Source organism: Thalassospira sp. ABL2_045 (assembly GCF_056161285.1).
Map to the genome: position 1 here is coordinate 12,131 of NZ_JBSWYV010000013.1, position 16,823 is coordinate 28,953.

The 16,823-nt window shown below is 55.3% G+C and carries 15 protein-coding genes; 8 read left to right on the forward strand and 7 right to left on the reverse strand.

What is annotated here, in order from left to right; translation table 11 throughout:
* Positions 1-17: 17 nt before the first annotated feature.
* A complete protein-coding gene (locus tag ACXAIA_RS16600; RefSeq protein WP_475350309.1) occupies positions 18-797 on the forward strand; it encodes a sulfite exporter TauE/SafE family protein in 780 nt (259 codons plus the stop codon).
* Here the strand turns inward: ACXAIA_RS16600 and ACXAIA_RS16605 are convergent.
* On the reverse strand, positions 794-1,213 hold the full coding sequence (locus ACXAIA_RS16605) for a hypothetical protein (RefSeq protein ID WP_475350310.1): 420 nt from the start codon (positions 1,211-1,213) through the stop codon (positions 794-796). The genes ACXAIA_RS16600 and ACXAIA_RS16605 overlap by 4 nt on opposite strands.
* 38 nt (positions 1,214-1,251) lie before the next feature.
* Complete coding sequence (locus ACXAIA_RS16610) at positions 1,252-1,677, reverse strand: acyl-CoA thioesterase (RefSeq protein WP_475347496.1); 426 nt, start codon at positions 1,675-1,677, stop codon at positions 1,252-1,254.
* A gap of 294 nt (positions 1,678-1,971) precedes the next feature.
* Here ACXAIA_RS16610 and parE point away from each other — a divergent pair, with 294 nt between their 5' ends.
* Both parE and ACXAIA_RS16620 read left to right on the forward strand, forming a co-directional pair.
* Positions 1,972-3,954 carry a DNA topoisomerase IV subunit B gene (gene parE / locus ACXAIA_RS16615; RefSeq protein ID WP_475350311.1) on the forward strand — a complete coding sequence of 661 codons (1,983 nt, stop codon included), beginning with the start codon at positions 1,972-1,974 and terminating at the stop codon, positions 3,952-3,954.
* Positions 3,955-4,131: 177 nt separating this feature from the next.
* A complete protein-coding gene (locus tag ACXAIA_RS16620) occupies positions 4,132-4,737 on the forward strand; it encodes a hypothetical protein (RefSeq protein ID WP_475350312.1) in 606 nt (201 codons plus the stop codon).
* On the opposite strand, the gene ACXAIA_RS16625 is transcribed toward ACXAIA_RS16620, so the two are convergent.
* Positions 4,734-5,495, reverse strand: a complete 762-nt coding sequence (locus ACXAIA_RS16625) for an alpha/beta fold hydrolase (RefSeq protein ID WP_475350313.1) — start codon at positions 5,493-5,495, stop codon at positions 4,734-4,736. The two genes, ACXAIA_RS16620 and ACXAIA_RS16625, sit on opposite strands and share 4 nt — an antisense overlap.
* Positions 5,492-6,052 (reverse strand): hydrolase, encoded by a 561-nt coding sequence (locus ACXAIA_RS16630; protein WP_475350387.1) that lies wholly within the window; start codon positions 6,050-6,052, stop codon positions 5,492-5,494. Before ACXAIA_RS16630 ends, ACXAIA_RS16625 begins: the two co-directional genes overlap by 4 nt.
* A 219-nt stretch (positions 6,053-6,271) precedes the next feature.
* Here ACXAIA_RS16630 and ACXAIA_RS16635 point away from each other — a divergent pair, with 219 nt between their 5' ends.
* Entirely contained in the window at positions 6,272-8,110 is a 1,839-nt protein-coding gene (locus tag ACXAIA_RS16635; protein ID WP_475350314.1) for a DEAD/DEAH box helicase, read from the forward strand.
* 76 nt (positions 8,111-8,186) lie between these two features.
* Here ACXAIA_RS16635 and ACXAIA_RS16640 read toward each other — a convergent pair whose 3' ends face one another.
* Positions 8,187-8,633 carry an Rrf2 family transcriptional regulator gene (locus tag ACXAIA_RS16640; protein ID WP_062957798.1) on the reverse strand — a complete coding sequence of 149 codons (447 nt, stop codon included), beginning with the start codon at positions 8,631-8,633 and terminating at the stop codon, positions 8,187-8,189.
* 4 nt (positions 8,634-8,637) lie between these two features.
* Positions 8,638-9,138: a GNAT family N-acetyltransferase gene (locus tag ACXAIA_RS16645; RefSeq protein WP_475350315.1), complete on the reverse strand. Its 501-nt coding sequence runs from the start codon at positions 9,136-9,138 to the stop codon at positions 8,638-8,640.
* Between the two features lie 492 nt (positions 9,139-9,630).
* On the opposite strand from ACXAIA_RS16645, the gene ACXAIA_RS16650 reads away from it, so the two are divergent.
* Positions 9,631-10,110: an Lrp/AsnC family transcriptional regulator gene (locus tag ACXAIA_RS16650; RefSeq protein WP_475347519.1), complete on the forward strand. Its 480-nt coding sequence runs from the start codon at positions 9,631-9,633 to the stop codon at positions 10,108-10,110.
* Positions 10,111-10,135: 25 nt separating this feature from the next.
* Here the strand turns inward: ACXAIA_RS16650 and ACXAIA_RS16655 are convergent, their stop codons facing one another.
* A complete protein-coding gene (locus ACXAIA_RS16655) occupies positions 10,136-11,473 on the reverse strand; it encodes an MATE family efflux transporter (protein ID WP_475350316.1) in 1,338 nt (445 codons plus the stop codon).
* A 539-nt stretch (positions 11,474-12,012) separates the two neighbouring features.
* On the opposite strand from ACXAIA_RS16655, the gene ACXAIA_RS16660 reads away from it, so the two are divergent.
* From ACXAIA_RS16660 to ACXAIA_RS16670, 3 genes are all read left to right on the forward strand, one after another.
* Complete coding sequence (locus tag ACXAIA_RS16660) at positions 12,013-12,711, forward strand: alpha/beta hydrolase (protein ID WP_475350317.1); 699 nt, start codon at positions 12,013-12,015, stop codon at positions 12,709-12,711.
* A gap of 316 nt (positions 12,712-13,027) precedes the next feature.
* Positions 13,028-14,728, forward strand: coding sequence for a methyl-accepting chemotaxis protein (locus ACXAIA_RS16665; RefSeq protein WP_475347516.1), 1,701 nt, complete (start codon positions 13,028-13,030; stop codon positions 14,726-14,728).
* Between the two features lie 397 nt (positions 14,729-15,125).
* Positions 15,126-16,760 carry a methyl-accepting chemotaxis protein gene (locus ACXAIA_RS16670; RefSeq protein ID WP_475350388.1) on the forward strand — a complete coding sequence of 545 codons (1,635 nt, stop codon included), beginning with the start codon at positions 15,126-15,128 and terminating at the stop codon, positions 16,758-16,760.
* The last annotated feature ends 63 nt before the right edge of the window (positions 16,761-16,823 follow it).

A 16,823-nucleotide genomic window follows, 5' to 3' on the forward strand; every position in this document is an offset into this window, starting at 1 on the left:
AATCAGGACATGACATCATGTCGATCCATTATGTGATCATCAGTGGCCTTTTGCTGGGTCTTGCCAGCAGCCTGCATTGCGCGGGGATGTGCGGGGCAATTGCCTCGAACATCCTTGCCGCAGGCGGCCTGCATAAGGGTCCTGCCAACCGGCAATTCCGTGCGCTTGTATTGATGCAGATCGGGCGCAGCACGACCTATGTTCTTGCGGGTCTAGTCGTCGGCGGGATTGGCGGCGCGTTTGATGCCATTCTGGTCACCGCCGGCTGGCAGCCGGTCTTGTGCGTCATTGCCGGGATGGTCGTGATTTATTCCGGTCTGGCGGTCATCGGTGTTGCCCCGGCCCTCCACCGCCTTGATCGTCTTGTGCCGAAACTCCTGTTTCAAACCGCGTTGCGCCCGGCATTGGCAGGCGCCCCAACCAACGGGAGCGCTCCACACACCACGCCAACACCAAACACCACCCCCACTACTGCGTTCCGGGCCGGGCTTGGCAAAGTCTCACTCGGTGCCGCCCTTGGCCTGACACCCTGTGCGATGGTCTACAACGCACTTCTGACCGCTATGATGAGTGGCACGGTCGCCAAGGCCGGACTGTTTATGGCCTGCTTTGCGCTTGCCGCCCTGCCCGCGGTGGTTTTCGCCGCACTTGGCATCAACCTCCTGCACCGGTCAGCAACGCGTGATCACTTGGGGAAAATCGCCAGAAACATGATTGCCTGCGCACTGATTGCGGTCGGGCTGCTCACCCTTGGCGAACCGGCGATGGGCCTGATTGCGCTCTGCCTGCCTGCTTAATCCGAAACAGTCGCGGTCTGACCGACCTCTGCAGGTAGTTCAAGATACAGCTCAGCCCCACCAAATTCATGCACCAGGTCCCCGGCCCTCAGCGTGACGCCAGTGATTTCGGTCGGGATCGAAACACCGGACAGGGACCGGGTAAAGGGCTGCTCATTAACATGCGGATGGGCCAGAACACGCTCCCCCAACACCGCGCCATCCGGCCCGATCACCTGCCAGACATTGGCATAGTGATCCCAGCCGGTATCTTCATGTGCCACGGTCACATCAAACCGATAGGTATCGCTGCCAGTCTTGGTCGCCTTGGCGGCCACCACATCGGCCTCCCCGGCATGGGCAGCGAGCGAAAAGAACAAAGCCCCGCCAACCAAAACCAGACGGGTCATCATACGGGACAGGGCGTGGCTCTGCATGGCGGGGCTCCTGAATTTGTTTTGGTTTTGGTTTTGGCTTAGGCGTCTGCCTCGTCGCGGCGGACCTGGCGCGGGCGGCCTTCGGCGTCGATGGCAACAAAGGTAAAGGTCGCTTCGGTCACCTTGATGCGCGGTGGCTGATTGCGGCGCAGCACCCAGGCTTCAAGATGCAGCACCATCGATGTGTTACCAATGCGTTCGATATCGCCATAGACGCAGACGGTATCACCGACATAAACCGGCCGATGGAATGTCATGCCGTCAACCGCAATGGTCGCTACACGGCCTTCGGCAATCTGGCTGGCCAGCACGCCACCGGCAATATCCATCTGCGACATCAGCCAGCCGCCAAAGATATCCCCACTCGGGTTGGTATCTGCGGGCATGGCAAGGGTTCGGGTACACAAATCACCACGCGGCATGGTGCTTTCTGCGAAAAGGGCTTGCTCTTTCTCTTTCGCCATCAGGCTCACTCCAGTTTGCGGCATGCACATTGCGGCTGCCATTTTTTTATTGGACCTCCCGGTCGCGGTTTTCTGCATCCAGTCTTTGCGAAAATATGATCGGAATTGGCGACCACCACTTGCAATGGATTCAAAAACACATTTTTATGGTCGGTGCGCACCGATCATATGGTACGAACCGATAAAGATATGGTACTCGTTTAGCGCCGAGGCTTCCAAGCCCTGAATATAGACGAACAGATATACGGTATTGGGCCTTGTTTTAACACAATAAAAGAAGTTGCGTTCCGGGGCATGACCGACCTTTTTGAAGATTCAAACCAGTCCACCGACAAAGCCTATTCCGCCAAGGATATTGAAGTTCTCGAGGGGCTTGAGCCCGTCCGCAGACGCCCCGGTATGTATATCGGCGGCACCGATGATGCAGCCTTGCACCATCTGGTCGCGGAAATTCTCGACAACTCCATGGACGAAGCGGTCGCAGGCCACGCCGACTGGATCGAACTGGAATTGCAGCAGGATAATACCGTGCTGGTGCGTGATAACGGGCGCGGTATTCCGACCGACCCGCATCCGAAATTCCCGGATAAATCCGCCCTTGAGGTCATCCTGACCACGCTGCACTCCGGTGGTAAGTTCTCTGGCAAGGCCTATGAGACGTCGGGCGGTTTGCACGGCGTCGGGATGTCGGTCGTGAACGCACTGACCGAGAAATTCCGCGTCGAAGTCTGCCGTGATCGCAAAATGGTGTTCCAGGAATATTCCAAAGGCACCCCGCTCGGTCCGCTGCAGGATGGCGGCGCGATCAACAACCGTCGCGGCACCACGGTTATTTTCAAACCCGACCCCGAGATTTTCGGTGCACGCGCCAAGCTCAAGGCCGCGACCATCTTCCGCATGGCGCGCTCCAAGGCCTATCTCTACAAGGGCGTTGAGATCCGCTGGTCGGTTGACCCGTCGCTTCTGACCAGTGACGACCCGACCCCGCAGCAGGAAGTACTGAAATTCCCCAACGGTATTCTCGATTACCTCGAGATGACCCTTGAAGGCCGCGAAATGATCACCGACCGTCCGTTTGCGGGCGAAGGCAAGTTTTCAGACAGCCCCGGCCGTGTTGAATGGGCGATTGGCTGGCCGGAAAGCGGTGAAGGCTATTTCCATTCCTATTGTAACACCGTCCCGACCCCGCTCGGCGGCACGCACGAGGCTGGCTTCCGTTACGCCCTGACCAAGGCGATCAAGGCCTATGGCGATATGCTGGGTCAGAAAAAGGCATCGGCGATCACCGCCGAGGATGTCTTGGGTGGTGGCTGTGTGATGCTGTCGGTCTTCATCCCGGATCCGCAATTCCAGGGCCAGACCAAGGAAAAGCTTGGCACGCAAAACGCGACCAAACTGGTTGAAACCGCCATTCGCGACCATTTCGACCATTGGCTGACCGGGGATACGGAAAACGCCAAGCGTCTGCTTGAACGCATTATCCTGCGCGCTGAGGAACGTCAGCGCCGCAAGGAGAAAAAGGAAACCAAACGTCAGTCGGCCACCCGCCGTCTGCGTCTGCCGGGCAAGCTTGCCGACTGTTCGCGCTCAATCGCCAGTGGCACTGAAATCTTCCTGGTGGAGGGTGATTCCGCAGGCGGGTCTGCCAAACAGGCCCGTGATCGCGAAACCCAGGCTGTCCTGCCGCTGCGCGGTAAGATCCTCAACGTAGCATCGGCGACCCGCGACAAGATGATGGCCAACCAGGAAATCAAGGACATGATCGAAGCCTTTGGCTGCGGCTCAGGCTCCGATTTCCGCATCAATGATCTGCGTTATGAACGCGTCATCATCATGACCGATGCTGATGTCGACGGCGCGCATATCGCATCCCTTCTGATGACCTTCTTCTATCAGGAAATGCCCGGTCTGATCGAAGGCGGGAATCTCTATCTCGCCATGCCGCCGCTTTATCGTCTGACCCAGGGCGGCAAATCGGTCTATGCGATGGATGACGCCGAAAAAGAAGTTCTTGTCGAAAGCGAATTCAAGAACCGCAACAAGGTCGAGATTTCCCGCTTTAAGGGTCTGGGTGAAATGCCCCCGGCCCAGCTGCGTGAAACCACCATGGCCCCTAAAAAACGCACACTTCTGCGCGTAACCCTGCCGGATGCGGCCGAACCGGATGCACGTGGCCAGACCAAGGATCTGGTCACCCGCCTGATGGGTAAAAAGCCGGAATTGCGTTTCCAGTTCATTCAGGAACATGCCCGTTTCGTCGAAGATATCGACGTCTGATCGGCACCAAAAACCAACACTCAAAACCCGGCCAATGAGCCGGGTTTTTTTATGCCTGTTTGTGAAAACCATCACTTTCCTTTGGAAAAAGCCCCGTCAGGACGTGACTTTGGCCATTTTCAGACAATATCTAGGCAATGGGCGAGTACTTATCCAATCCACCAAAGGAATTCTCCAATGAGTTCGAACACACGCAAACTGACGAAAAAGGCGGCAAAACGCTGTATGTCTCTGGCCACGGTAACAACCGGTATTCTGTTATTGGCCGGGTGCAGCGTCGCCTCAATCGAACGTGCCCATTACAATGTCACCGAAGTCGAAAGCTTCAAGACCGATGGCGCACCAAGTCATGTCATGATGCTTGAAGTGGTTGATGCGGATAACACCTTCACCGACGCGTTCTGGACCGATGCCATGTCAAACCATGGTTTCCCGCCGCGCCTGCGCTTTGTTACCGATCCGGCTGACGTTGGTGCCAACGAAACCCTTAACCCGGAAAGCCGTCTGGTCGCCGTGGTTAATCCGGAAAACGCAACCCGCCGCGGCAAGCTCTGTACGGACCCGCAATCGGTTGGCATGGGCGAAACCGGCAACGATGTCGCTGTACGCTTTGGTTTTTGCTATGGCGACAAAATCATTTCGGAAACCCGGGGACATTTCAGCAAGGACCAGCTTGCCGAACAGATCGAAAGCAACGCCGACACGGTCAACTACCAGCTGTTCCCGCGCAATATGCTGAAAACGGGCGACAAGCACTGCAGCCCGTTCCTGCCGAACTGCTAACGCTTCAGAAGCTCGGCAAGAGCTTCGGCAAAGACGTTCGGCTGCTCTAACGGCACATAGTGCCCGGCACCGGCAATTTCCTGATAAATCGCACCGGGGATGGCATCCGCCATTTCCCGGTGACTTTCCGGGCTGATAATGCGGTCATGCGTACCCACGATGACGCTGCACGGCACATCAATCGTGCCAAGTGTGACCATACTGTCCGGACGCATGGCAACCGCGTGGTTTTGGCGTTCGAAAACACCTGCCCCGCAATCATCACCCATCTCGGTGATCAATGACACCAACGCGTCATCATGGCGGTTATCGGGATGGAGCATTTCATCAAGCATCCCGTCATTAACGGCCACAAATGGCTGCTTGGCCGTGACAATACGCGACAGCAACAAACGCCGGCGGCGCACGGCATCGCTGTCCGCTGTTGCCCTGGTATTGACCAGCATCAGGTGACTGACCCGCGATCCCGCCTGTCGCAGGATTTCAAAAGCCGCATAACCGCCCATCGACATCCCCACCAGCACAAAGCGATCAGGTGCCGTTTCCAGCACCGCACGCGCCATCTCAGCTACCGTATCCTGATCAAACAACTCGCAAAACACCGGCGCAACTGCCGGCTTGGTCGCGTCCGCAAGTGCGGCGTAAGCTTCAAGTGCCGGGTGCCACATGCGCTGATCGGCCAGCATGCCCGACAAAAACACCACGGGCACGCCATCACCTTTTGCGTGCCCGGTCTTCTGATCATGCCGTGATGTCATTTAATCAGCGCGCTCAGTTCCTTGAACTCGGGCGTTCCGGCAACGCGCAGCCATTCAAACATGACACTTTCAGCAGTGACGATCTTCGCCCCGGCATCACGCATCCGCTCAAGACCGAAAATCTTGTCCTGGCCGCTCCGCGATGTCACTGCATCGGCCACAACATAGACTTCACGCCCGCGCTCGATCAGATCCATCACGGTTTGCAGCACACAAACATGGGTTTCCATGCCCACGACAATCACCTGATCACGGCCCGGGCTTTCTTCCATCTTCTCGACAAAGCCATCTGCGGGAATGGCGGAAAACGCGACCTTGGACACAACATTGCCGCCTTGGGCTGTATCACCGGGCTTTTCCAGCAGATCAACAATCTGCTTGGCGGTATGGCCCAATCCCTTGGGATATTGTTCGGTGACGATCACCGGCACGCCAAGCCGGTTGGCGCATTTCACCAGAAAACAGCAATTGGCGATGATTTGGTCCGGCGCCTCACACGCCGGATAAAGCTTTTCCTGAACGTCGATTATCAGCAAACTTGAACGTGTTGCATCCATCAGCACCGGTTTTCTCCCAGAATATTATCGATATTATGCGTAATGGCAGGTTACGCTGCCAAATTGTTGCAAACAAGCCTCTCAAAGACCGCAGAATGGGTTTTCAAAGCCATTTACGCGGCGTTTTTCTTGACTTAATTAAGGCTTGGCTTTACGACGCAATCAGATTTTAGCGATCAGCTTAACCTCAACGCATTTCATTGCGGGAAAACGAACCATATGAATTTCGCCGATCTCGGTCTGAGCGAAGATATCCTCAAAGCCGTCTCTGATGCCGGCTACGACACCCCCACCCCGATCCAGGCTCAAGCTATTCCGTCGGTGCTGATGGCACGCGACATTCTGGGCTGTGCGCAAACGGGGACGGGCAAAACCGCCAGCTTCACGCTGCCGATGCTTGATATTCTCCATCATGGTCGCGCCCGCATGCGGATGCCGCGTTCCATCATTCTGGAACCGACCCGTGAACTGGCCACCCAGGTTGCCGCGAACTTTGACACCTATGGCAAGTATATCTCGCTGTCCAAGGCCCTGATCATTGGTGGTGAATCGGCTGCCGAGCAAAGCAAGGTTCTTGAAAAAGGTGCCGATGTCATCATCGCAACCCCGGGCCGCCTGATCGATACGTTTGAGCGCGGCAAGCTTCTGCTCTCTGATTGCAAGCTGCTTGTGATTGACGAAGCCGACCGCATGCTCGACATGGGCTTCATCCCCGACATTGAAAAGATCGTCAAGATGCTGCCGACACAGCGCCAGACGCTTTTCTTCTCGGCGACCATGCCCAAGGAAATCAAACGCCTTGCCGACAAGTTCCTGTCCAATCCCAAGGAAATCACCGTATCGCCGCCCTCGACCATGGCGACCACGGTCGAACATAAACTCCTTGTGCTGGATGACTTCGACAAGCGCGAAGCCCTGCGTCGCCTGATCCGCGCCGAAGATGTCCGTAACGCCTTTGTGTTCTGTAACCGCAAAAAAGACGTCGACATCCTCTATAAATCGCTGACCAAGCACGGCTTCAATGCTGGTCGCATGCATGGCGATCTGGCGCAAAGCGAACGGACCGAGACGCTGGCAAAGTTCAAATCCGGCGAGATCACCCTTCTGGTCTGCTCGGATGTTGCTGCGCGCGGTATTGATGTCTCTGACGTCTCGCACGTGTTTAACTTCGACGTTCCGTTCAACGCCGAAGACTACGTGCACCGTACCGGTCGTACGGGGCGCGCCGGCCGCGATGGCAAGGCCTTTACCCTGGCCGTGCCCGAAGATGGCAAACTGGTCGCTGCGATCAACAAAACCATCAATATGGACATCCCGCTGACCGAACTTGACGGCATTGAAACGCTTGAGCTGGACTTCTCCGGCAAGAAACGGCGTAACAAGAAAAGCCGCAAGCCCAACAGCCGCGATGACAAATCCGCCCGTCCGGCCAAATCCGACAACAAGTCGGACAAAAAGGACACGGCAGAAGCAAACAAACCGGCACAGGCCGAAGCGCAGCCGCAGAAAGAAGCTGACAGCGCGCCCAAGGCTCCTGCCCGCGAAGCACGCAACAATGACCGGAACAACGATCGCAATAATGATCGCGGCAACAACCGCAATGATCGAAACAACCGGAACAACCGCCGCGACCGTGATGACCGCGATGACAAACCGGTCATCGGCTTTGGCGATCATGTGCCAAGCTTCCTTCTGACCGAAGTCCCGGCTTCAAGCCTGGGCAAAAAGCCTTCTGACGAAGAGGAAGCCCCGAAAAAGGCGACCAAACGCAAGCCGACTGAAAAGTCGAAATCGACCGCAGCCAAAAAGCCGCGCCGTTCGACCAAGAAGAAAGCCGACGAGGCCCCGGCTGAGGACGCAGCACCTGCCGCTGAAGCCACTGAGGCACCGGCAGAATCCGCAAGCGAGGCAACCTCTGACGCCGCACCGGCCAAGGAAGTCAAAAAGCGTGCACCGCGCCGTCCGCGCAAAAAGGCTGCTCCCAAAGCTGACGCAGCAGAGACAGCCGAAAGCGCCCCGGAAAGCAGCGAAGCCGCACCGGCAGAAAGCGAAAGCTAAGCGCCTCAACGACACACTCAAAAAGGCCGTCAGATCGCTCTGACGGCCTTTTTGTATCTGTGTTGGGATCTGGGCGTTAAACCGCGCGGAACAGTCCGGTCGATGTCGGCTTTTCCGGACGCCGCTTGCGCATCAGCTTCAGCATCGTCTCGATCGTGATCGACAATAACGTGGCATGGGTGATCTCTTCGATCTCGTCCATCACCAGCGTCAAAGCGGCCCCGGCATTGGTATCCTGAACAATACTGTTGGACGGGCTTGTCCCGACCTCTTCAAACAGCTGCACGACATCAAGAAGTGTCGTGCGCTTGGCATTGCCACAGAAACGATAGCCGCCACCGGCCCCACGGACCGATTCAACCAACCCCGCCCGGCCCAGATCGCGCAGGACCTTTGCCAGATGGTTGGTCGAGATATTATAGCGCTCGGCAATTTCCGATGCCGAAAGCTGGCGGTCGGTATCTTCGGCCAGTTCCAGCACGGCATAGAGGGCAAACAGCGTTGCCTTTTGCAAGGACATCATCGGCTTATTCCCCCTCGTCCATATCTGTTTCCAGCTGGATGAACGGCCCGGCCATCATCCCCTGTGCGCGGAAGAACGACATCAGGTCGGTCGCATCGCGCGGGATCATGGTGCGGACCTTGGTCACACCGGCATTGCGGAAACAGCGGCAGATTTCATTATAAAGGATCGTACCGATCCCGCCCATGCGCAGCTCCGGCTCGACACTGACGGTGCCGACCCAGCCACACGGGACGGAATTGAATTCCCAGGACCGGACTTCCCCAAAGATACAGCCCAGAAGCGTTCCGTTTTCCTCTGCAATCAGGAAGAAACGGGAATCCTTGCGATTGCCATAACGGGTGAACAGATCGTCCCAGTAATCGGGCTTGCGCAAACCTGTGGTCCGGTCATCAAGATCGACAACATTGGCAAGGTCTGCCTCGACCGCCGGACGGATATTGATTTTATGCTCGCCAATGGTAACCAGGTTATATCCTGGCGTATTTTGCGCAGCGTCCACCATACGTGCCTTTCAGTATATCGGCTGCCAATGTCAGATCGCGTCAGACCGTATCAGACAATGTCAGCCTCCCCCGGCTCCCGGCAGGAGAATAACCACAATCGAAATAAGTAAATTGGTACGATTATACTACACTGCCCGGATGGCAAACGGCAATGATAAGTTCCGCTGCAGGTGCGAGCGTTACCGCCCGAAACACAAGCATTCCAAGGAATTGAACCACATACTTGTATTCCTCGATTCTTGCAAGTCTGCGGCAACCTTTTGATACACAAATTCTGTTGCACCGCACGCTGTCCCCATACAGGATCGGCTGGCAAAAAATACCCTGCGACGCGACGCAAAGATTGACAGAAACGCGAAGTCATGGCTTATCGCGCAGCAGGAATTATGTACAGCCGGTCGGGGATTTGGCAAAATCCACCCTTCCGCCAAGTCAGTTCCCAGGGTGGTTATCAACCCGATTTCTTATCGTCCAAAGGAGTGTGGCACGCCATGGCGCGCAACGGTTTCGACGCAATCGATCGCAAAATTCTTCGTGAAATTCAGGAAGATGGTCGCATCTCCATGGTCGAACTGGCGGACAAGGTCGGCCTGTCCGTGTCGCCCTGCCTGCGTCGCCTGCGCAAACTCGAAGAAAGCGGCGTCATCCGTAAATATGTCGCCCTGCTTGATCCGGCGCATCTTCAGCTTGGCGTGAACGTCTTTGTCACCGTCTCGCTGACCCAGCATGACGAACCGTCGCTCCGCCGCTTTGAAAGTGCGGTTCAGGAACACCCGGAAATCGTTGATTGCTATGCCATGGTCGGCAATCAGGACTACATGATGCGCATCGTCGTGCCTGATCCGGCCGCCTATCAGCGCTTCCTGTCCGAAGTCATGATGAAGCTGCCTGGCGTTGCCAACATGAAATCAAGCTTCACCCTGCACGAAGTCAAAAACAGCACCACCCTGCCGGTCGCTGACGCCGACTGACCTTTGCTGCGACAACAACCAGTCGCTATGCCGCAACCTGTCGTCGATCTGGAATGATCGTCGGAAACAGCACCACCAGTGTCAGTCCGCGCAGCAGGAAGAACCCGTTAAACGCCGCCCACAGGAAATGGTTGCTGTCCATCACGACTGCCCACCAGGCAAAACCGGCACAAATCGCGACCGAGACCAGCATCATGTTGCGCCAATGCTTGGTCTGCATCGCGCCCAGAAACACCCCGTCAAACTGAAAGCCCAGCACACCGGTCACCGGCAGGATCGCCGCCCAGATCAGGTATTCATACGATGCTGTGCGGACCTCGGGAATACTGGTCAGGGCATCAATGATCCACGGCCCGGCCAAGGCAAAGATGGCCGCCATCACGATGGCTGAAATAATACCCCAGACGGTTGTCTTGCGCACCGCCCACAGGAATTGTTTGCGCTTCGCAGCCCCATAGGCTTGCCCGACAAGCGTTTCGGCCGCATGGGCAAATCCATCCAAGGCAAACGATCCAAACATCAAGAAGTTTTGCAGAACCGCATTGGCCGCAAGAGTAACCTCGCCAAACCGCGCGGAAAAACTGGTAAACAGTGCAAAGGCCGATGTCAGGGCCATGGTCCGGATAAAGATATCGCCATTGATCTTCATCAGCCGCGCCAACTGGCTGCGATCCAGAAGCCCGATCCCACGCCATGTCCCGCCAAGCCGTTTTAAATGCGGCTGCATCAGGACCCAGCCCAGCACCACGCCGGAATAATCGGCAATCACCGTCGCCCCCGCGACCCCGCGAACATCCCAGCCGAACCCCTGCACAAACAGGATATCCAGAATGATGTTCAGCGAGTTCAGAACCACCTGAAAGATAAACACCGCCCGACTGTCGCGCATGGCCAGCAACCAGCCCAGCATGCAGTATTGCATAAGCGTCGCGGGTGATGCCCAAATCCGCACATGGAAATAATCGCGTGCGGCGGCCTCGACCGCCGGTGTTGGCGCAATCAGGGTCATGGCCAACTCGATAATCGGCCATTGCAACACCATCACCGCCAAGCCCGCAACAACGGCGATCAGGGCCGCGCGGGCAAACACCGCCCGAACACCGGTGGCATCACGACGGCCATAGGCCTGAGCGGCAAGGCCGGTGGTGGCCATGCGCAAGAAGCCAAAGCTCCAGAACACATAGGAAAAGATCAGCGCCCCGACGGCGACCGCACCGATATAATGCGGACTATCGAGATGCCCGACGACAGCCGTATCAACCGCGCCAAGCAACGGGACAGTGGCGTTGGACAAAATGATCGGCAGGGTCAACGCCAGAACGCGTCGATCACCCTTGCCGAACCAGCGGCGCGTGCGGTTCATCTGGACCTCGGACTATGGATTATGCGGCGGGGCATCCGGCAAACCGGAAGAAATCTTGTGGCACAGAATGACGGACGGCAAAAGACGCGTTTTACTGACCCGCTGTCCAAAAAATCCACATCGTTAACTTTTTGTCCCACCACATGCAGCTTCTGCGCGAATTGTCTGTCGAATGCGCCGTGCCTCGCGCGGCAACTTCCTGAGATCTTCAAACAAGTGGATTCAGGAAAACACTCTAAGCTGTTGTTTTTATGAATTAATTTTAACCACGGAATATCCCGATCCTTTAAATTAGAAAATACGCAGAATTTATACCAAGGTATAGAAAATCAAGACTAAAACCTTGCGCTGGGCCGATTTATGCCGTGATTTACGCAAAAACCGTTCTTCCATCCACAAAGTTATCCACAGGCTGGATCAAGCTGTGGATTTCGCCCAAGCCCATCCTTGGGTGACGCATGGGCTTCAGGACAAAAAATGCTGGTGGTCGCGGGGCTGCATTGCTAAGCAAGTGCAAAGGGAAAATCAGGAAAGCACGTATGAGCACCGACATATTGTTATCTGGTCCGACCGCTGCAGCGGCATCGGGCACCACCAAAAGCGTTGTCATTTTGCTGCATGGCTATGGCGCGGATGGAAATGACCTGATCGGCCTGGCGCCGCATCTGGCACGCGCCCTGCCCGACACGGCATTTTATTCGCCCAACGCACCTTTCCCCTGCGAAATGTCGCCGTTCGGGCGCCAGTGGTTCAGTCTGGCAGAATATGATCCGGAATTCCTGCGCCGTGCGCCGGAAACCATGTCAGGTGCGCTTGCCGCCATGGCAGAAGGCGCGCGCAAAAGTGCCACCTATGTCGATGATTTCATTGATCACGTCATGGAAACCCACGGCGTGACTGCCGATAAAGTGGCACTCGTCGGTTTCTCGCAAGGTACAATGATGTCGCTGCAAACCGCCCCGCGGCGCGAAAATCAGATCGCCGGCGTCGTCGGCTTCTCTGGCGCGTTACTGGGCGAACAAAGCTTTGCTGCAGAAATCAAATCGCGCCCGCCGATGGTCCTGGTCCATGGCACCGCGGATCCGGTGGTCCCGATCGAGGCATCCCGCCTTGCCAAAGAAACGCTGGCCGCCAATGACATTGACGTCAGTCTGCATGAACGTACCGGTCTGCAACACGGTATCGACGAAGAAGGGCTTGGCATTGCCGTCGAATTTCTCCGCAACAGACTGCACTAATCAAAAATTAGTGCCACAGAAAGAGATATCGAAAAGCACCTTATCTTGAACGTAAGGTGCTTTTTTTTCTGCCTGATCGTCCCAACATAACCGCATTATTGCTTGATTTTCAGGCACAATAGCAGCGCGGCAATCAATAAAACCTTTCTTTGACATCACCTTACATAAATTCAGTGTGCAGAAAGTTGGTGCTTTCCACCACAACGAAAACTATACTTCTCTACAATACTACTTCTTTAAACTATACTAAAGAAAACACTTAATCATAAGTTTGTGCGCTCTGGCGCAAGGAAACGCAAGAAAACGGGAACTGATCATGCTTCAGAACATACGAATTGGTCAAAAAGTCGCCAGTTTGTCGCTGCTGTCTCTGCTCGCCTTGCTGGCGATTGCCGTACTTGAACTTCAAACGTTGCGCAGCGGGATGCTCGAAGACCGCAAAGACAAAATTCAGACAACTGTTTCAATGCTAGTAACAGCTGCCCAGTCCTATCAGGACCGCGTTAGCAGCGGCGAACTTTCCCAGGAAGAGGCCGTGACAGAATTCTACCGATGGAGTACGGCAGCACGGTTCGATGACGGCACCGGCTATTTCTTTGCCTATGACGAAAACGGGATCAACAAGCTCCATGGTGCGAAACCGTCGCTTAACGGCACGGATATGAGCCAGGTTAAAGACCCTACGGGCAACTTCATCGTGCAGGACCTCTTGGCTGCGGCTCAAAATCCCGGCGGAGGCTTCTTCTCCTATTTCTGGGTAAAACCCGGCGAACCCGAGGACAAGCTGTTCGAGAAGCTTTCCTATTCCGCTATGCTACCATGGGGCGATGCAATAGGCACCGGCATCTACATTGATGATGTGGATACCGCATTCTGGGAGCAGGTCGTTTTCGTCATGGTAATCATTGCAATTGTTATTGCCCTGATGATTGCATTCTCACTTGCGATAGGCCGTAACATTACAGGTGGGCTGAATAAACTCTCTGCCCGCATGACCGAAATCGCTAATGGCAAACTAGAGGGCGAGATCGAAGGTCAGGACCGCGGCGACGAAGTCGGCGATATGGCCCGTACCGTTGTCGCTTTCCGTGAGCAGGCACTGGAAAACCGGGAACTTCAGAACCGTCAGAAGGAACTGGAAGCCCAGGCAGACAAGCAACGCCGCCAGGACATCACCGATATGGCCGACAGTCTCGAAGACCGGGTCAAAGGGCTTATCCGCTCGATTGCTGGCTCCATCACCGAGATGAAGCAAGCCACATCCACGATGGAAGAAGCCAGCAACACCAACAGTACGCTGGCAGCGGCTGTGGCGTCTGCAACCACCCAGACCTCGACCAACGTGCAAACGGTGTCGTCTGCGACCGAGGAACTGACAGCCTCCAGTGATGAAATCGCCCATCAGATTTCCCAGTCTGCCGAGGTTGCCAATCAGGCCAACGAACAGGCCACCCGCACCAACCAGACGGTTACCGGCCTTGCCGACGCAGCCCAGAAAATTGGCGATGTCGCCAAGCTGATCGGCGATATTGCCGAACAGACTAACCTGCTGGCTCTGAACGCTACCATCGAGGCGGCCCGTGCCGGTGATGCCGGCAAGGGCTTTGCAGTTGTCGCAAGCGAGGTCAAAAACCTCGCCAACCAGACCGCCAAGGCGACCGAGGAAATCAATCAGCAGATCCTCTCGGTTCAGAATGAAACCGGCGAAGCGGTCGAGGCGATCCGACTGATTTCCGAAACCATTGCCCAGGTCGCGGATAGCTCGACCGCGATTGCTGCTGCAGTCGAGGAACAGCACGCAGCAATCGGTGAAATCTCGCGCAATGTTCAGCAGGCAGCTGACGGCACCAGCGAAGTGTCCCAGCGGATTGAAACCGTCAATGAAAATGCCGGTCATGTCTCTTCGGGCACGGGACAGCTTGCGCATTCTGCTGAAAAACTGGTTGATGAAGCACAGTCGCTTGATGAGGCGGTTGAAACCTTCCTTGCCGATCTGCGCAAACGCGCGACCGACTAGGCTACACTTACATCGATACCATCCAACGGGCTGGGGCGAAATGCTCCAGCCTTTTTTTGTTTTTGACAAAAGGATGAAATGGCTTTTGCCGGATTAGGTTCAACGCCTCCCAACTAATTCTGGCAGCGAGAAAGACTGATGAATAAATGCGATGAATTCACTTTCCCTGAGGGGTTCTCGCTTATGCCAGAATTTGCAATTCCAAACATTTAGATAAACTCAATTTATCACGCATGAGAAGCTCAAGTAATCTTGATACCGCACCAAACCATCCCCAAATGCTCCCTCAAAGTATCGCTACCTGTCTATTTCATACTTAGGAAGTCTGCATATGCTGAGAAATATCAAGATCGGTCGCAAAATCGCGTCAATTTCTTTCCTCGCCTTTATAATTATTATGACCCTTTCTTTGGTTCAGCTTTTCAATCTGCGTAGCAATCTTGTCGACGACAGAATGGACAAGATTAAAACTGCGACAATGACGTTAGTAACGGTCGCACAGGAACTGCAAGACAAAGTGGCCTCAGGAACATTATCCCAAGATGATGCGATAGCGCAGTTCTATGAGATTGCAAGGGTTGCAAACTATGACGGCGGAACAGGGTATTTTTTGATTATTTCTGAAGATGTCGTCATGAAGATGCATCCTAAGGCACCGCAACTAAATGGAAAAGACGTTTCAAAACTTGGGGATGCAAATGGCTATTTGATGTCTGTTGACCTTGTAGCTCAAGGCAAAAAGTCCGATGGCGGCTACACGCGATATTTCTGGACAAAACCCAATCAACCCGAAGATCAAAATTTTGAAAAGATATCTTATTCAAGACAACTTCCGTGGTCCGACATCTTAACGACCGGGGTCTATGTAGATGACATTGAATCTAAATTTTGGGAAAATGCACTGCTTATTTTGACATTTGGCAGCGCCCTTTCTGTCTTACTATTTGTGATCGGCTATTTTATAGGACGCGATATTACTGCACCTCTTTCACGACTCTCGCAACGCATGGAATACATCGCGCGTGGAAACCTTGAAGGCAATATTGAGGATCAGGAGCGCGGTGACGAAGTCGGTAACATGGCTCGCACGGTGGTTGCCTTCCGCGACCAGGCAATCGAGAACATCAAGCTTCAGGAAGACCAGCGTGAACTTGAAAAACAGGCCGAGGAAAATCAGCGCAAAGCCCTGATGGATATGGCCGATTCCCTTGATTCTAAGGTCAAGGGACTGATCAGTTCGATCTCGAAATCGATCAAGGACATGCAATTCTCGACCGATGAAATGCGTCAAGCAACCGATATGAACAGCGAACTGTCGGCAGCTGTGGCCTCTGCCACCACCCAGACATCGGGAAACGTTCAGACCGTGTCTGCCGCGACCGAGGAACTCTCGGCCTCCTCGGATGAAATCGCCCAGCAGATTGCAACTTCGGCCAATATCGCCAACCGCGCCAATGACGAAGCGACGCGCACCAACGAAACGGTCACCGGCCTGTCCGAAGCTGCCCAACGCATCGGCGATGTCGCAAGCCTAATCGGCGACATTGCCGAACAGACCAACCTGCTGGCCCTCAACGCCACCATCGAGGCCGCCCGTGCCGGCGATGCCGGTAAAGGCTTTGCCGTCGTCGCGAGTGAGGTCAAAAACCTCGCCAACCAGACCGCCAAGGCGACCGAGGAAATCAATCAGCAAATCCTCGCCGTTCAGAACGAAACCACCGAGGCGGTTGATGCCATCCGCCGGATTTCCGAAACCATCGCCCAGGTCGCCGACAGCTCAACCGCAATTGCCGCCGCGGTTGAAGAACAGCACGCCGCCATCGGCGAAATCTCGCGCAGTGTGCAACAGGCGGCTGACGGCACGCGCGAAGTCTCTGAACGCATCGAGACGGTCAATGACAACGCCGGCAAAGTGTCGTCTGGCACCAACCAGCTTGCCAGCACCGCAGAAAAACTGGTGTCCGAGGCCGTCGCCCTTGATGACGCGGTTGAGGCCTTCCTCGACAATTTGCGCAAAAGCGCAACCAAATAAACAAACCCAGCCTATCCCATACTTTTGAAGGGCCGAGACATTCACGTCTCGGCCCTTTTTCTT

Excerpts from the sequence above, each read along its gene's own strand:
- ACXAIA_RS16600 (WP_475350309.1), top strand. The coding sequence starts at position 18 with ATGTCGATCCATTATGTGATCATCAGTGGCCTTTTGCTGGGTCTTGCC.
- ACXAIA_RS16645 (WP_475350315.1), bottom strand. The coding sequence starts at position 9,138 with ATGGTGGACGCTGCGCAAAATACGCCAGGATATAACCTGGTTACCATT.
- ACXAIA_RS16635 (WP_475350314.1), top strand. The coding sequence starts at position 6,272 with ATGAATTTCGCCGATCTCGGTCTGAGCGAAGATATCCTCAAAGCCGTC.
- ACXAIA_RS16605 (WP_475350310.1), bottom strand. The coding sequence starts at position 1,213 with ATGCAGAGCCACGCCCTGTCCCGTATGATGACCCGTCTGGTTTTGGTT.
- ACXAIA_RS16670 (WP_475350388.1), top strand. The coding sequence starts at position 15,126 with ATGACCCTTTCTTTGGTTCAGCTTTTCAATCTGCGTAGCAATCTTGTC.
- parE (WP_475350311.1), top strand. The coding sequence starts at position 1,972 with ATGACCGACCTTTTTGAAGATTCAAACCAGTCCACCGACAAAGCCTAT.
- ACXAIA_RS16640 (WP_062957798.1), bottom strand. The coding sequence starts at position 8,633 with ATGATGTCCTTGCAAAAGGCAACGCTGTTTGCCCTCTATGCCGTGCTG.
- ACXAIA_RS16630 (WP_475350387.1), bottom strand. The coding sequence starts at position 6,052 with ATGGATGCAACACGTTCAAGTTTGCTGATAATCGACGTTCAGGAAAAG.
- ACXAIA_RS16655 (WP_475350316.1), bottom strand. The coding sequence starts at position 11,473 with ATGAACCGCACGCGCCGCTGGTTCGGCAAGGGTGATCGACGCGTTCTG.
- ACXAIA_RS16620 (WP_475350312.1), top strand. The coding sequence starts at position 4,132 with ATGAGTTCGAACACACGCAAACTGACGAAAAAGGCGGCAAAACGCTGT.
- ACXAIA_RS16660 (WP_475350317.1), top strand. The coding sequence starts at position 12,013 with ATGAGCACCGACATATTGTTATCTGGTCCGACCGCTGCAGCGGCATCG.
- ACXAIA_RS16665 (WP_475347516.1), top strand. The coding sequence starts at position 13,028 with ATGCTTCAGAACATACGAATTGGTCAAAAAGTCGCCAGTTTGTCGCTG.
- ACXAIA_RS16610 (WP_475347496.1), bottom strand. The coding sequence starts at position 1,677 with ATGGCGAAAGAGAAAGAGCAAGCCCTTTTCGCAGAAAGCACCATGCCG.
- ACXAIA_RS16625 (WP_475350313.1), bottom strand. The coding sequence starts at position 5,495 with ATGACATCACGGCATGATCAGAAGACCGGGCACGCAAAAGGTGATGGC.
- ACXAIA_RS16650 (WP_475347519.1), top strand. The coding sequence starts at position 9,631 with ATGGCGCGCAACGGTTTCGACGCAATCGATCGCAAAATTCTTCGTGAA.